Source organism: Streptomyces sp. NPDC001816 (assembly GCF_042892235.1).
GTDB lineage: Bacteria > Actinomycetota > Actinomycetes > Streptomycetales > Streptomycetaceae > Streptomyces.
The window spans coordinates 1-15,115 of the sequence record NZ_JBIATY010000002.1 but is presented as its reverse complement, the minus strand read 5'-3'; the positions used below and the strand labels follow the sequence as shown (position 1 = coordinate 15,115).

General features: G+C 71.6%; 13 protein-coding genes. 9 read left to right on the top strand and 4 right to left on the bottom strand.

The features are described 5' to 3' along the window. Positions 1-217: 217 nt before the first annotated feature. Complete coding sequence (locus ACFYZZ_RS05735; protein ID WP_389172088.1) at positions 218-1,459, top strand: DMT family transporter; 1,242 nt, start codon at positions 218-220, stop codon at positions 1,457-1,459. On the opposite strand, the gene ACFYZZ_RS05730 is transcribed toward ACFYZZ_RS05735, so the two are convergent. Then, a complete protein-coding gene (locus tag ACFYZZ_RS05730; protein ID WP_389172086.1) occupies positions 1,449-2,624 on the bottom strand; it encodes a transglycosylase family protein in 1,176 nt (391 codons plus the stop codon). The two genes, ACFYZZ_RS05735 and ACFYZZ_RS05730, sit on opposite strands and share 11 nt — an antisense overlap. Positions 2,625-2,907: 283 nt before the next feature. Here ACFYZZ_RS05730 and gndA point away from each other — a divergent pair, with 283 nt between their 5' ends. Continuing rightward, entirely contained in the window at positions 2,908-4,347 is a 1,440-nt protein-coding gene (gene gndA, locus ACFYZZ_RS05725; RefSeq protein WP_386576858.1) for an NADP-dependent phosphogluconate dehydrogenase, read from the top strand. Between the two features lie 483 nt (positions 4,348-4,830). On the opposite strand, the gene ACFYZZ_RS05720 is transcribed toward gndA, so the two are convergent. Together ACFYZZ_RS05720 and panD are read right to left on the bottom strand one after the other, a co-directional pair. After that, positions 4,831-5,175 carry a GNAT family N-acetyltransferase gene (locus tag ACFYZZ_RS05720; RefSeq protein ID WP_389172084.1) on the bottom strand — a complete coding sequence of 115 codons (345 nt, stop codon included), beginning with the start codon at positions 5,173-5,175 and terminating at the stop codon, positions 4,831-4,833. 32 nt (positions 5,176-5,207) lie between these two features. Next, positions 5,208-5,627: an aspartate 1-decarboxylase gene (gene panD, locus ACFYZZ_RS05715; protein WP_386576860.1), complete on the bottom strand. Its 420-nt coding sequence runs from the start codon at positions 5,625-5,627 to the stop codon at positions 5,208-5,210. A 339-nt stretch (positions 5,628-5,966) separates the two neighbouring features. On the opposite strand from panD, the gene ACFYZZ_RS05710 reads away from it, so the two are divergent. The 4 genes from ACFYZZ_RS05710 to ACFYZZ_RS05695 all read left to right on the top strand — a co-directional run bounded on the left by ACFYZZ_RS05710 (position 5,967) and on the right by ACFYZZ_RS05695 (position 9,380). Next, positions 5,967-6,533: a patatin-like phospholipase family protein gene (locus ACFYZZ_RS05710; RefSeq protein WP_389172082.1), complete on the top strand. Its 567-nt coding sequence runs from the start codon at positions 5,967-5,969 to the stop codon at positions 6,531-6,533. 104 nt (positions 6,534-6,637) lie between these two features. Beyond that, the gene (locus tag ACFYZZ_RS05705; RefSeq protein WP_389172080.1) at positions 6,638-6,934 is read left to right on the top strand and encodes a hypothetical protein; all 297 of its coding nucleotides are present in this window, start codon (positions 6,638-6,640) and stop codon (positions 6,932-6,934) included. Positions 6,935-7,294: 360 nt separating this feature from the next. After that, complete coding sequence (locus ACFYZZ_RS05700; protein ID WP_389172079.1) at positions 7,295-7,708, top strand: MarR family transcriptional regulator; 414 nt, start codon at positions 7,295-7,297, stop codon at positions 7,706-7,708. Between the two features lie 103 nt (positions 7,709-7,811). After that, on the top strand, positions 7,812-9,380 hold the full coding sequence (locus tag ACFYZZ_RS05695; protein WP_389172077.1) for an amino acid permease: 1,569 nt from the start codon (positions 7,812-7,814) through the stop codon (positions 9,378-9,380). A 25-nt stretch (positions 9,381-9,405) separates the two neighbouring features. Here the strand turns inward: ACFYZZ_RS05695 and ACFYZZ_RS05690 are convergent, their stop codons facing one another. Further along, on the bottom strand, positions 9,406-10,092 hold the full coding sequence (locus ACFYZZ_RS05690; RefSeq protein WP_389172075.1) for a TetR/AcrR family transcriptional regulator: 687 nt from the start codon (positions 10,090-10,092) through the stop codon (positions 9,406-9,408). Positions 10,093-10,366: 274 nt separating this feature from the next. Here ACFYZZ_RS05690 and ACFYZZ_RS05685 point away from each other — a divergent pair, with 274 nt between their 5' ends. From ACFYZZ_RS05685 to uca, 3 genes are all read left to right on the top strand, one after another. Next, the gene (locus ACFYZZ_RS05685) at positions 10,367-11,128 is read left to right on the top strand and encodes an urea amidolyase associated protein UAAP1 (protein WP_389172073.1); all 762 of its coding nucleotides are present in this window, start codon (positions 10,367-10,369) and stop codon (positions 11,126-11,128) included. Next, a complete protein-coding gene (locus tag ACFYZZ_RS05680; protein ID WP_389172071.1) occupies positions 11,125-11,763 on the top strand; it encodes an urea amidolyase associated protein UAAP2 in 639 nt (212 codons plus the stop codon). Before ACFYZZ_RS05685 ends, ACFYZZ_RS05680 begins: the two co-directional genes overlap by 4 nt. Positions 11,764-11,768: 5 nt before the next feature. Then, positions 11,769-15,115, top strand: a 3,347-nt coding sequence (gene uca, locus ACFYZZ_RS05675; RefSeq protein ID WP_389172069.1) for an urea carboxylase, incomplete at its 3' end; no start/stop codon positions are given.

Below are 15,115 nucleotides of genomic sequence, written 5' to 3'. Positions count from 1 at the left end.
TACCAGGCTTGTTCGCGGCGCGGACCCCGGGGTGTCCACCCGCGGTCACCCCTCTTGGGGATGATCGCGCGGTCGGCGTACTCCATCGGTAGTAGGACGCATTGCGTGCTCAGGTACGACGACGGGAAGAGACCCGAGCGGGCAGAGTGTTGACCATGGAAGCCGACCGTACGCCGCGCCGGACCCGGGGGTCCCGGCTCACGCAAAGGAGCTGCAGATGAGCGCCCTGGCGTTGTCCGTGCTCCTGTCGTTCGTCTCCGCCGTCGCCTACGCCGGCGGAGCGATCGTGCAGGAGCAGGTCGCGGTGTCCTCCCCCGACGGTTCGTACATGCCCCTGCGCCGGGCCGGCTGGTGGGCGGCGCTGACACTCAACGGGCTCGGCGGCGTGCTGCACGTCGTGGCGCTCGCCTACGGCCCGCTCAGCCTGGTGCAGCCGCTGGGCGCTCTGACCATCGTCTTCGCCCTGCCCATGGCGGCGCTCTTCGTCTCCCGCAGGGCCGGGGCGGCCGCGTGGCGCGGCGCCATCATGGCCACCGTGGGCCTCGCGGGCCTGCTGTCCCTGGTCGGCACGTCGGACGCGCACTCCCTCGACGGCGCCCAGCGGACGGCCGTCGCGCTGGTCACCGGCGGAGCGGTCGTGGCGCTGATGATCGCGGGCCGGGCCGTGCACCGGCACCCGGCCGTGCGCAGCGTGCTGCTGGCCACCGGCTCCGGCATAGCCTTCGGCATGTCGTCCGTGTTCACCAAGACCGTGGCAGTCGACTGGGACAGCGGGATCAGCCTCGGCGACCTGCCCTCCCTCGCGGTGATCGGTGTGTTCGCGACCGCCGGCATCATGCTCTCCCAGGCCTCCTACCGCGGCGGCGGCCTCGCCGCGCCGCTGGCCACACTGACGGTGGTCAACCCGGTGCTGGCCGCCGCGGTCGGCATCATGATGTTCGGCGAGACGTTCCGCTACGCCTCCACGGGCACCGTGCTCGCCCTGGGCTGCGGCGTGGTGGCCGCGGGCGGTCTCATCCTGCTGACGACGGAGCGGCTGGAGCCCGCCCCGGCGGAGCCGGTTGCGGAGACGGGGGCCGGCGCCGCGGAGGTGCTCGGGAGCGTGCCCCGGCAGCGGTCGGCGGCGGAACCGACGGACGCTGGGAAGGACGGGAAGGCCGGAGAGGCCGGAGAGGCCGGGGGCGATCCTGCCACGGAGGACCTGGGCGTGCCCGACAGCTCCCTCGTCCCGGACGTGCCCGCCCTCCAGGACGTACGTGCCCTCCAGGACGTACGTGCCCTCCCGGACGTGCCCGCCTTGGAGGACGTGCTCGTGGCGGCTCCGGACGGCGGTCGCGGAGGGCGCGGCGGCGTCATACCGGCCGTCTACGCCCTCCCCGCCGCGTACCTCCCGCTGTCCGCCAGCTTCCATATCCCGGTGCCCGTCGTGGAGCGGCACCGTACGCGGGTCACATCCTGACGCCGCCGGCCCGGAGATAGGCGACCGGGTCGATGTCCGAGCCGAAGCCGGGCCCCGTCCGCACCTCGAAGTGCAGATGCGGGCCCGTGACGTTTCCGGTGGACCCGGAGCGGCCGATGCGCTGGCCCGTGGACACGCTCTGCCCGGCCCGCACGGAGATGGCGGACAGATGGGCGTACTGGGTGTAGCGCCCGTCGGCGTGCCGGATCACCACCTGGTAGCCGTAGGAGCCGCCCCAGCCCGCGGCGACCACGTGTCCGGCCGCCGCCGCGTGGACGGAGGTACCGGTCGGCACGAGGAAGTCGACGCCGGTGTGGTAGCCCTTCGACCAGTGCGACCCGGCCACGCGGTAGCCGGTGCCGATGGCGCCGTGCACCGGGGCGACGAGCGAGTGACCGCTGCCGTGGCTCGGGCGCTGGTGCGTCTTCTTGTCCGAAGGCGCTTTCCGCTTGGGCGACTTGGACTTCCCGTCGGTGTGCGTGTCGGGCGCCGGGGAGGCGGCGCTGCGCAGGCTGAGCCGCTGGCCCGGCAGGATCAGGTCGGGATCGGACCCGATGGCGGCGCGGTTGCCCGCGTACAGCCGGCGCCAGCCGCCCTGGACGTGGTGCTCGCCGGCGATGCCGGAGAGCGTGTCGCCGTGCACCACCGTGTACATCTCGGCCTTGCCGGCACGGGACTGCGGGGTCGTCTGCGGCTGCACGTCCGGCACGGAGCCGGTCCTGCCGATCCTGCCGGTCTTCGCCGGGCGGGTCGCGGCACTGTCCGTGTGCAGCTCGGGCGCTTCGCCGCCCCGGGTCAGTCCGGCCCGTACCGAGCACACCGGCCAGGCGCCGGGTCCCTGCCCGTCCAGGACCTTCTCGGCGACGGCGATCTGCTGGTCCCTGGTGGCGAGGTCGGCGCGCGGCGCGTAGCGGGTGCCGCCGTAGGCCTCCCAGGTGGACAGGGTGAACTGCAGCCCGCCGTAGTAGCCGTTGCCGGTGTTGATGCTCCAGTTGCCGCTGGACTCGCAGGCGGCGACCTTGTGCCAGGTGGACGCGTCGGCCGCGTCTGCGGTGGCGGCGGCGACCAGCGGGATGGCGAGACCGGCGCCGCCCGCCGTGACCGTGAGTGAGGCGCGGTTGATCCTGTTCGGCTGGTACCGGCGATGCCGGCCGCGTACGGCCATGTCCGAAATCCCCTCGGCATGCGTCAGGAGCGCAAAAGTAAGCGCCGCGAACAGGCCATGACAAGACGGCAAATCAGCCGCATGCCGCTCCCAAGTGGCCGGGAACGGGCCTTCCTTGGCGAGATCGGCGGCGAGCGACGGCGGCACTGAGGAGACGGGCGCCTTCCGTGCGTACACATGCGTGGCGGGTCGGATGTGCGCTCGCCGTAGCGGCACGTCAGGATGGGCTAGCGGGCCCGTACTGACGGAGCCGTAGTCACGAGGCAGTTAGGGAGCAGGCGGTATGAGCACTTCAGCGCAGATCGGTGTTACGGGCCTCGCGGTCATGGGCCGCAACCTCGCCCGGAACTTCGCGCGCAACGGCTACACGGTCGCCGTGCACAACCGCACGGTGTCGCGGACGCAGGAGCTGGTGGAGGAGTTCGGGCACGAGGGCGACTTCATCGCGGCCGAGACCGCCAAGGACTTCGTGGCGGCCCTGGAGCGCCCGCGCCGTCTCGTCATCATGGTCAAGGCCGGTGGCCCGACGGATGCGGTGATCGAGGAGTTCGCCCCGCTCCTGGAGCCCGGCGACATGATCATCGATGGGGGCAACGCGCACTTCGCGGACACCCGCCGCCGTGAGAAGGCGCTGCGCGAGCAGGGCATCCACTTCGTCGGCATGGGCGTCTCCGGCGGCGAGGAGGGCGCGCTGCACGGTCCGAGCATCATGCCGGGCGGCCCGAAGGAGTCCTACGACTCGCTCGGCCCGATGCTGGAGAAGATCTCCGCGAAGGCGGCCGACGGCGCGCCGTGCGTCACGCACGTGGGCCCCGACGGCGCCGGTCACTTCGTGAAGATGGTCCACAACGGCATCGAGTACGCCGACATGCAGCTGATCGGCGAGGCCTACCAGCTGCTGCGGGACGTCGCCGGGTACTCCCCCGCGCAGATCGCGGACATCTTCCGCACCTGGAACACGGGTCGGCTGGACTCGTACCTGATCGAGATCACCGCCGAGGTGCTGTCCCACGTGGACGCGGCGACCGGCCGGCCGTTCGTGGACGTGGTGGTCGACCAGGCCGAGCAGAAGGGCACCGGCCGCTGGACGGTGCAGATCGCGCTGGACCTGGGGGTGCCGGTGTCCGGTATCGCCGAGGCCGTGTTCGCCCGGTCGTTGTCGGGTCACGCGGCTCTGCGGGCCGCCTCCCAGGGCCTGGCCGGGCCGAAGCCCTCGCCGCTGAGCGAGTCGGAGGCGGCCGCCTTCGCCGACCAGGTGGAGCAGGCGCTGTACGCCTCGAAGATCGTGTCGTACACGCAGGGCTTCCACGAGATCGCCGCGGGCAGCGAGGAGTACGACTGGGACATCGACCTGGGCGCGGTCTCCTCGATCTGGCGCGGCGGGTGCATCATCCGGGCAGCCTTCCTGGACCGCATCCGTGCCGCGTACGACGCCCGGGCCGATCTGCCGAGCCTGCTGTCGGACGACGCCTTCGCGCAGGAGATCGCCGCGGCGCAGGACGACTGGCGCGAGGTGCTGATCGCGGCCACCCGGCAGGGGGTGCCCACGCCCGGATTCGCGGCGGCGCTGGCGTACTACGACGCGCTGCGTGCGGAACGACTGCCTGCGGCGCTTACGCAGGGGCAGCGGGACTTCTTCGGGGCGCACACGTATCGGCGGGTGGACCGGGAGGGGTCGTTCCACACGCTGTGGGGTGGGGACCGGAGTGAGGTTTCCGCTTAGGCCTGCCAGGGGTGCTTTGGGCGCCTAGTGGGAGGTGCGGGGTGCGGTCCGGTCGCGTGTGCGGGTGTTTCGTGGCTGGTCGCGCCCCTTTGGGCGCTGGATCCGCCCGGGGTTTTCAGGTGAGGGGTGGACCCGGTTCCGGGCTTGGTTCGGGTTCCGGGCCTGGGGGGATCGGGGACGGTGAGGGTTCCGGAGGGCCGGGGGCCGGTGGTGGGGTGGGCACCGGCGGTTCTACGGGCTCCGGGGCCGGGGCCGGGCCCGGTTCCGGGGGTGGGACCGGGGTCGGGTAAGGGTCCGGTGGAGTGGGGCCCGGGGCCGGTGGTGGTCCCGGGGATGCTGGGTCGGGGTACGGGCTCGTCATCGGGGGCCTCCGAGCAGTCGCCGGCGTCGCCTGGACTACTCCCCGCGTACCCGGGGCCCGCTCGGCCACTCACCCGACAGCGGCGGGCGACGGGCCCGGGTGGCCGGATGGCGTCGGTGTGCTCAGAAGCGTCCGGGGTGGGCCCGCAGCCAGTCCTTCGCGGCCTCCAGCAGCTCCGGGTCGGCGGTCGGGGCCACGTCGGGGTGGCGCTCGGCCCACTTGATGACGTACGGGCACAGCGGGGCGACCGGGATGCCCTCGCGCTCGGACACCGCGTACAGCTCACTGGCCAGTGAGCCCGCGATGCCCTTGCCCTCGTGGGCGGGCTCCACGATGGTGTGGACCGGGACCAGGGCGCGCGCGGGTGACTCGAGGACGAAGTACTCGATGTGGCCGACGACTTCGCCGTCACCGACGGCCTCCAGGCGGCCCGCCGCCCGGTCGTCACGAATCTCGATGTCACTCATGGGTACGCACGCTCCTGGTCCTCGTCCGCCGGTCAGGCCGAGACGGCCTGCGGGCTGCGCTCCTGGTCCGAGCCGGGCACCGGCTCGGACGGATCGGCGCCGAGGGACACGATCCGGTTGCCGCCGTCGACGTGCACGACCCGCGGCTTCAGCTCCCGCGCCTCGGCGTCGGTGACCTGAGCGTAGCTGATGATGATCACCAGGTCTCCGGGGTGGACGAGGTGGGCGGCCGCACCGTTGATCCCGATGACTCCCGAACCGCGCTCCCCTTCGATGACGTACGTCTCCAGGCGGGCGCCGTTGGTGATGTCGACGATGTGGACCAGCTCGCCGGGCAGCAGGTCGGCGGCGTCGAGGAGGTCGGCGTCGATGGTCACCGATCCCACGTAGTGCAGGTCGGCCTGGGTGACGGTGGCGCGGTGGATCTTGGACTTGAACATGGTGCGCAGCATGGAGAAACTCCCGATTTGTCTGCTCCCTGCCTGCGCTTTTGCAGGTCAAGGGCGGTCTTCGGAGCGTACAACGATTCGCATGTCCGGTCAGCTGCCCCCTGGTGTTGCAGAACTCACGCTGCCCAGTGGCTGACTTTCCTGACGCATCGCCAGGAAGGACTCGTACGGCGCCTTGCGCGCCCTGCACCGTCTGAGCCTCATCGACCACACCCCCGCGCTCCCCCACCAGGCGGTACGTGTCCACAGCCTCATCCAGCGCGCGGTCCGAGACTCCTGGCCCGTCGGCGCACACGACACCATGGCCCTTTCAGGCGATGATGTCGGTACCTCTCGCGGCGAGTGCTGGCGGCCGCAGGCGGCGACTTCGGCAAGGTCCGCGGCTCGGAGACGATCGGCTTCTCGACATTCTTCGAACTGACCGGTGTGGATCTGGTGATCACCGGCGTGAATGTGGCCAAGCACAGCCCCGCCATGTTCTCGCGCCGACTCACGCCGGACCTTCCCGCGGCCGACGCCGTGGCCCTGTCCATGAGCCTCCCCCTGATCTTCAAGCCGGCGCGGGTGGATGCAGAAGTCCCGGTCACGGAGTTCAATCGGGATCCCCCCGCATACCAGGGATTCTGGGTGGACGGCGGGGTCCTGAACAACCTCCCCATACCTGTCTTCGATGCGAACTTCGTGGATCCGGCTCGGGCCGCCAGCGGCACGGAGCCCCTGAACCCGCAGATGGTGGCACTACGGCTCACTGAAGGAGCGCCCGGACTGCTCCCGCCACCGCAGGACCCGGACACCTTCGGCCTCGGCGCTTTCCTTGCCGCCCTGGGCGAGACCGTTCTGTACCCCTCGGAGCGCGGCCAACTGCGCAGTCCTGCGGAAGCTGAGCAGACCATCGACCTCTACACCTAAGAGCTCGAGACTACGGAGTTCGCACCGTCCCCCGAGAAGTCACGACAGCCGATCGCGGCCGCCGAGTCGAGCTGCTGCCGTACAACCCGCAACGCGCTCAGGAGATGATCGGGCACTACGAGAACGAATTCATGACGCTGATCGTCGACAGCGACGGTGACACGATGACGGTCGAATGCCGGATCAAGCCGGAGATCCGCACGGCGTCCGAGAGGGAGCTGCCGCCGGACCTGCCGCCGGCCGGGCTCGGTCTGCTTCCCGGAAGCGGCGACGAATACGTTGTCATCGGCGGCGGCTTGATCGGTCAGCGCGGTTTCCTCACCCGCGACGCGGACGACGCCGTCATCGGGGCCGACCTGGCCGGACGGCTCTTCAACCGGGTTCCGACACGTACCGGGTGAGACGGGGAACCCGTGAGACCGGTCTCGTCCTCACGGAAGGCTGGGGCACGCGAACCCGGTGCCGTTCGGCGTGAGGACGAGGCCCTGCTGTCGGCGACGGAGTTCGCCGCCCCCTCGTACTGGATGCTCCCCTGGGGAGCGGCCGGAGCGGCGTCGGCGGGGAAGGCGGAGACAAGGCCCTCGGCGAGTACCGCGGTGGCCGTCGCGCAGATCGCGGCCAGTCTTCGCCGTGAGTGACGCATCGCTGCCATCTGAGGGATCCTCCTCAATCGGTGGTGCGGTGGCGGGGTTCATCGTGGAAGCCGCCTCGTGGCCGGCGCTTTCCGCGTGTTGTCAGGCGACGCGGAGGATGCTCTTGCCATGGGTTGCGCCCTCGGCAAGGTGCTGCACCGCCATGGCCAGGTCCCCGAGGGCGTACTCGGCGCTGATGTCCGTGCGGGCCTTGCCGTCGGCCACGAGGCCGATTGCGCGGCGGGCACTGTCGGCGAACCGCTCGGGTGGGTCTGGCTGAGCAGGTTGCTGTTGCAGGTCAGCCGCCGCGCAACGTCCCCGGTGCATGCCAAGGTGCAGATCGCCACCCTCACCGATGAGGGCCACGCACTGCTGGACCGCGCCTACCAGGAGGTGGTCATCCTCGAGCGCGCGCTCACCGACGCGTTCACGTCCTCCGAACACGCCGCACTCTGCGAACTCCTGGAACGCGCCACCACCCTCCTGATCCAGCAGACGCGCCACGCGACAGCCCCGCACGCCACCGAGGAGAGGAGTCACTAACGGGGCAGACACGGCCGGGACATGAGGCAGAAACGGCATGTTCCTAATTTCTGTCGCACGACAGGAACTCCACAGGAACAAGCCTCCGCGACAGGGGACCGCCATGACCGCGACCACCGATCCCGCACCGCCGCCCCCTCCATCCGCCGACGACACGGACGACGGCACGCTCGCCACCTTCGGGTACCGCCAGGAGCTGCGGCGGCAGATGGGGCGCTACGCGTCCTTCGCCGCCGGGTTCTCCTTCATCTCCGTCCTGACCACGGTCTTCCAGTTCTTCGCCTTCGGCTACTCCTTCGGCGGGCCGCTGTTCCTGTGGACCTGGCCCGCCGTGTTCGCCGGCCAGCTACTCGTCGCCGCCTGCTTCGCCGAACTCGCCGCCCGCTACCCCATCTCCGGGGCGATCTATCAGTGGTCGACCCGGCTGAGCAGCCCGGTTTTCGGCTGGTTCACGGGGTGGATCATGGTGATCGGCCAGGTGGTCGTGGTCGCCGCCGCTGCGCTCGCACTGCAGGTCGTGCTGCCCCCGATCTGGTCCGGTTTCCAGCTCGCCGGCGGCGACCCGGCGCCCACCACGGCGACCGGGGCGGCCAACGCCGCCCTTCTGGCTCTCGTCCTGCTGGTGCTGACCACGGTCGTGAACGTACTCGACAACCGCGTCATGTCGGCCGTCAACCGGATCGGTGTCACGGCCGAGATCATCGGCGCGGTCCTCATCATCGTGCTGCTGTTCACCCACGTGGAGCACGGTGCCGGCGTGACGCTGAGGACCGGCGGCCAGGGCGGTACGGTCACGGCGCTGCTGGTGGGCTCGTTCACCGCGGCCTACGTCCTCATCGGCTTCGACAGCGCGGGCGAGATGAGCGAGGAGACCCGCAACCCGCGGCGCACCGCTCCGCGCACCATTCTCAGCGCCTTCGCCGCGGCGGGCATCCTGGGCGGCCTGCTGCTGCTCGCCGGCCTTCTCGCCGCACCCAGCCTCTCCGACGGCCGCCTCGCCACCGAGGGACTGAGCTACGTCCTCACCAGCAGCCTGGGCGACGGCGTGGGCAAGGTGCTCCTCGCGGACGTGGCGGTGGCCGTCGCCGTGGCCACACTCGCCATCCAGACCGCCGGAAGCCGGATGCTGTTCTCGATGGCGCGTGACGGGATGCTGCCCTTCTCCGCACGGCTGGCGAAGGTCTCGCCGCGCACGGGCATGCCCTTCGTCCCGGCCCTGGTGGTGGGCGTCCTGGCCGCGGCGCTCACGCTCCTCAACCTCGCCTCCCCGGAGGCGTTCCTGGCCATCGGCACCACGTGCATCGCCATGCTGTATCTCGCGTACGCCGGGGTGACCGCGCCGATGCTGGTCCGGCGGCTGAGCGGGCAGTGGCCGGCGACAGACCGCGGCGACCGTGACGAGCTGGGCAGACCACTCTTCTCGCTCGGCCGCTGGGGCCTCCCCGTCAACACGCTCGCCGTCGTCTACGGGCTGTTCATGACGGTCAATCTCTCCTGGCCGCGCCCCGAGGTGTACGACCCCGCGGGAGGCCACTGGTACTTCCAGTGGTTCACGGTCCTGTTCGTCGGCGCCACGGTCGCCGCCGGTGCGGTCTACATCCGCCTCGGAGGGGCTGCCTCCGCGGCGCGAAAGCCGGGACGCAGGGAACCGGCCGAGGCCGTGCGCATCTGAGCGGGTACGCGTCCCGGGCGCGTCGTCACCGCTGCGCCGCGAGGAGTTGCTGCCCCTCGCGGCGCAGCGGTGCGAGGGAACGCTCCGGCACGCCCGCGATCCGCAGTGCCGCGTCGGCCGTCGCCACCGCAAGGGCCGCCGGGTCGCGGGCGGGGTCGGCACGCCGGATGAGGATCACGCTTTCGGTGAGGCCGAACAGGAGGTCCGTACGGAGTGCGCGTTCCTGGGGGCCGAGCGCCGCGCCCCGCTCCGTACCCACCAGCAACTCTCCGTAGGACGCCTTCAGTTCGGCCCGGACCCGATGGAAGACGGCGAAGCGTTCCGTCTGCACCTCGGGCAGGAGGTACAGGGCCCCGAGGTTGTGCGGGCCACGGCACAGCAGCATGACGTCGGAGTGGCACAGCGCCCACAGCCGCGCCTCGGCGGCTGCCCCGGAACAGGCCACCAGTTCCCGTGCGACGTCCAGCGAGGGGCGGACGGTCCCTTCGAGCAGTGCGGCGAGGATCGCCTGTTTGCCGTCGAAGTAGTGGTAGAGGGACGCCTGCCGCAGTCCGGCCCGTTCGGCGACCGCCCGGGTGGACGTCGCGGTGTAGCCGTGTGTGGTGAACAGCTCGGCCGCGGCGGCCAGAACCTCTTCGCGCGGCTCCAGCCCGCTGGCGGGCCGCTCCTGGGCGCGCGGGCGGCCGACTTTTCTGCCGGCGGACGGACTCACCCCGTGATCCTCGCACAGGACAGCGGGCTCCCCTGGGGCCGAGCTGCCGGAGTGAGGTTCCGGCCACCACCCCGAAACACGCGGGCAATGGCTGTGACTCGCCCGGCGCCTAATTTCTGTCGCACGACAGAAATAGCGTCGAGTCGGAGGTTCAGCCGTGGCGACAGCTTCAGCTTCAGCTTCAGCTTCAGCTTCAGCTTCAGCTTCAGCGACAGCGTCGGCCTATGGTGCCCGCGACCATGCTCGCGCCCAGGACGGCACGACATGCGACACCATGCCCGTGCTCCCCGCGAGCGGCTGGCCGGCGCCCCCCGAGGGCGTCGCCGCCGGCGACCTCGTGTGGGCGGAGACCGTGGCGGGCGGCAACTACACCCACAAGGTCCTCGCCCGCGGCACCGAGCTGCGCCTGACCGACCTCACGGGCGACGCGTGCGCACACGTCCTGCTGTACAGCGCCGACCGTCCCTGGGAGCGGCTCAACACGGCCGACACGGTCAAGGTGTTCTGGAACGCGTACCTCGGCGAGGGACATCTCCTCCTGTCGGACCAGGGCCGGGTGCTCGCCTCCGTCACGAAGGACACCTCCGGCCGGCACGACGCCCTCACCGGCACCTCCGCCCTCGCCCGCAACACCGAGCGGTACGGGGACGGGGCCCCGCATTCGGCCTCCCCGGCAGGGCGTGAACTGTTCAAGCTCGCCGCCCTCAAGAACGGCCTGAGCCCGCGGGACATCCCGCCGTCCGTCTCCTTCTTCCAGGGCGTACGGATCGCCGAGGACGGCACCACCGGGTTCACCGGCTCCGCCGGGGCCGGCAGGTCCGTCACGCTGCGCGCCGAGCAACCGCTGACGGTGCTGATCGCCAACGTCCCGCACCCGCTGGACCCGCGGCCCGCGTACGTCTGCGGACACCTCGAGGTCGTCGCGTACCGGGCCAGGCCGACGGCACCCGGCGACGTCCTGTGGGACGCCACCCCCGAAGGCCGTCGCGCCTTCCTCAACACCGCCGACCACCTCGACGCCAGGGGGATCGCATGACCGCCGCATCCGCTCGCACACACCACGTCGTCCTGGACCAGACCGTCCCCGCCCGCGCCGCATGGTCCGCCGTCGTCCGCAAGGGCCGACTGCTGACCATCACGGACCTGCACGGCAACCAGGCCGCGGACTTCCTCGTCTACGACGCTCACGACACCTCCGTGCGCTACAGCGCCCCCGACACCGTCCAGGCCCAGGGCAACATCTTCCTGACCACCGGCTCGGTACTGCTGTCCAACGAGCACACCCCGCTGATGACAGTCGTCGAGGACACCTGCGGGCGGCACGACACCGTCGGCGGCGCCTGCTCCAAGGAATCCAACACGCTCCGCTACGGGCACCACACCTGGTCGCAGCACGCCTGTGTGGACAACTTCCTCAGCGAGGGCAGCAAGCACGGTCTCGGCAAGCGGGACCTGGTGTCCAACATCAACTGGTACATGAACGTACCCGTCGAGAGCGACGGCACCCTCGGCATCGTCGACGGCATCTCGGCACCGGGCCTGAAGGTCGTGCTGCGCGCCGAGACGGACGTCATCGCGCTGCTGTCCAACTGCCCGCAGATCAACAACCCCTGCAACGGATTCGACCCGAGCGCCCTGCAGGTGACGATCACCGAGCCGGAGGAGAGCTGAAGCCCATGGCGTTCGACACCCTGCTGGTCGCCAACCGTGGTGAGATCGCGTCGCGCATCATCCGCACCGCCCGCAGGCTCGGCCTGCGCACCGTCGCGGTCTACTCCGACCCGGACCGCGGGGCCGAGCACGTCCGGCTGGCCGACGAGGCCGTACGGCTCGGCCCGGCCCCTGCCAAGGAGTCCTACCTCGACGCCTCCCTGGTCCTGAAGGCCGCCAAGGACACCGGAGCCGGTGCCGTCCACCCCGGCTACGGCTTCCTGTCCGAGGACGCCGGCTTCGCCCGCCGCTGCGCCGAAGAGGGACTGGTCTTCGTCGGCCCCACCCCCGGGCAACTGGAGCTCTTCGGCGCCAAGCACACGGCGCGCGCCGCCGCGCAGGCGGCCGGCGTCCCACTCGCGCCCGGCACCGGTCTGCTGCATTCCGTGGAGGCGGCCCTCGCAGCGGCCGGGGAGATCGGCTACCCGGTGATGCTCAAGGCGACCGGCGGGGGCGGCGGTATCGGCATGCAGGCGTGCCACAGCGCCGACACCCTCGAAGGCGCCTGGGAGCGGGTACAGCGCGTGGCCGCCGCCTCCTTCTCCTCCGCCGGTGTCTTCCTGGAACGGCTCGTCGAGCGCGCCCGCCACGTCGAGGTGCAGGTCTTCGGCGACGGCGAGGGCCGCGTCGTCACTCTCGGCGACCGCGACTGCTCGCTCCAGCGCCGCAACCAGAAGGTCCTGGAGGAGGCCCCGGCCCCGGGACTCCCGGACGCGGTACGTGAGCAACTGGCCACCGCGGCCCGGGACCTGTGCGCGTCCGTGAACTACCGTTCCGCCGGCACGGTCGAGTTCGTGTACGACGCTGACCGCGGGAAGGCCTACTTCCTCGAGGTCAACACCCGCCTCCAGGTCGAACACCCGGTCACCGAGGAGATCTACGGAGTCGACCTCGTGGAGTGGATGCTGCGCCTCGCGCAGGGCGACACGACCGTCGTCACCGTGCCTCCGGCACCGAAGGGCCACGCCGTCGAGGCCCGTATCTACGCCGAGGACCCTTCCCGCGACCACCGGCCGAGCGCGGGCCTGCTGACCCGCGTCGCCTTCCCCGAGGGCGTCCGCGTCGACACCTGGGTGGAGACCGGCACCGAGGTCACCACCTCCTACGACCCGATGCTCGCCAAGGTCGTCGCGCACGGCGGCGACCGTGCCGAGGCGCTCGACAAGCTGGACGCCGCGCTCGCCGCGACCCGCCTCGACGGCATCGAGACCAACCTCGGCCTGGTACGCGCCGCGCTCCAGGACGCCGGCGTACGTCGGGCGGCCCACTCCACCGCCTCGCTCGCCACGATCAGCGACCCGACGCCGCGCATCGAGGTCGTTACGCCGGGGACCCTGACCACCGTGCAGGACTGGCCCGGACGCACCGGCCACTGGCAGGTCGGCGTCCCCCCGTGCGGTCCGATGGACGATCTCTCCTTCCGGCTCGGCAACACCGCGCTCGGCAACGCCGAGGGCACGCCCGGCCTGGAGTGCACCCTCCAGGGCCCCGCCGTCCGCTTCACCCACCCGACCACGGTCTGCGTGACCGGCGCCCCCGCACACGTCACGATCGACGGCATCGCCGTACCCCAGTGGGAGCCGGTCACCGTCGAGGCCGGACAGACCCTGGCCGTCGGCGCGCCCGACGGACCCGGCCTGCGCACCTACGTGCTGTTCGCGGGCGGTCTGGACGTACCGGAGTTCCTGGGCAGCGCGGCCACCTTCACCCTCGGCCGGTTCGGCGGGCACGGCGGCCGTGCCCTGCGCGCGGGCGACGTCCTGCAGGGCGGCGAGCAGCGCCGGGAGACCTCGGTCGTGCCCTTCGGCCGGCGCCCGTCCTTCGGTGGCGAGTGGCGTATCGGCGTGGTCGAGGGCCCGCACGCCGCCCCCGAGTTCTTCACCGACGACGACATCCGCGACTTCTACAGTGCGGACTGGAAAGTGCACTTCAACTCGGCGCGCACCGGTGTGCGCCTCGTCGGCCCCAGACCGCGATGGGCGCGTACGGACGGCGGCGAGGCGGGCCTGCACCCGTCCAACATCCACGACACGCCCTACTCCGTCGGCGCCGTCGACTACACCGGAGACATGCCCGTCCTGCTCGGCCCCGACGGGCCCTCTCTGGGCGGCTTCGTCTGCCCCGCGACGATCGTGACCGGACAGCGCTGGAAACTCGGCCAGCTCCGCCCCGGCGACACGGTCCGCTTCGTCCCGGTGACCACCGAGGCCGCCGCCCGGCTGCGGCGGGACCCGGTCGCGGCCCCGTGCGCCGACCGGGAGGCCGTCGTCGACGGCGGCGTCCTCGCCCGCCTGGACCGGACCGAGGACCGCCCGTCGGTCACGTACCGGCGCAGCGGCGACGACAACCTCCTCATCGAGTACGGACCGATGCAGCTGGACCTGGCGCTGCGCATGCGGATCCACGCGCTCGCGGAGGCGCTGGCCGGGCAGCGGCTCGACGGCGTCCTCGACCTGACCCCGGGCATCCGCTCCCTCCAGGTGCGGACGGACCCCGACGTCCTGCCGCAGGAGAAGCTCCTCGAGATCGCCCGGCGCACGGAGGAGGAACTCCCCGCCCCCAACGCGCTGGTGGTGCCCAGCCGGATCGTCCACCTGCCGCTGTCCTGGGACGACCCGGCGACCCGCGAGGCCATCGCCCGCTACATGGCGGGCGTACGCGACGACGCCCCCTGGTGCCCCTGGAACATCGAGTTCATCCGCCGCGTCAACGGCATGGAGAGCGTCGACGACGTGTACCGCACCGTCTTCGACGCCGAATACCTGGTCATGGGTCTGGGAGACGTATACCTGGGCGCGCCGGTCGCCACGCCACTGGACCCGCGGCACCGGCTGGTCACGACCAAGTACAACCCGGCCCGCACCTGGACCGCGGAGAACTCGGTCGGCATCGGCGGCGCGTACCTGTGCGTCTACGGCATGGAGGGCCCTGGCGGCTACCAGTTCGTCGGCCGTACGACACAGGTGTGGTCGGGCTGGCAGCAGCGCGGCGCCTTCGAGCCGGGCAGTCCGTGGCTGCTGCGCTTCTTCGACCGGATCAGGTGGTACCCGGTCGACGCGGACGAACTCCTGGAACTGCGCGCGGACATCACGTCCGGCCGGTTCGTGCCGAGGATCGAGGAGGGCTCCTTCTCGCTCGCCGCGTACCAGCGGTTTCTCGCCGACAATGCCGAGTCGATCGACGAGTTCCGCGCCCGGCAGGGGGGGGGGGGGGGGGGGGGGCGCGCGGGCGGGGGGGGGGGGGGGGGGGGGGGCGGCGGGCGCGGGGGGGGGGGGCCCCGCGCCCGCGCCCGCCGGCCCCGCGCCCCGACGCC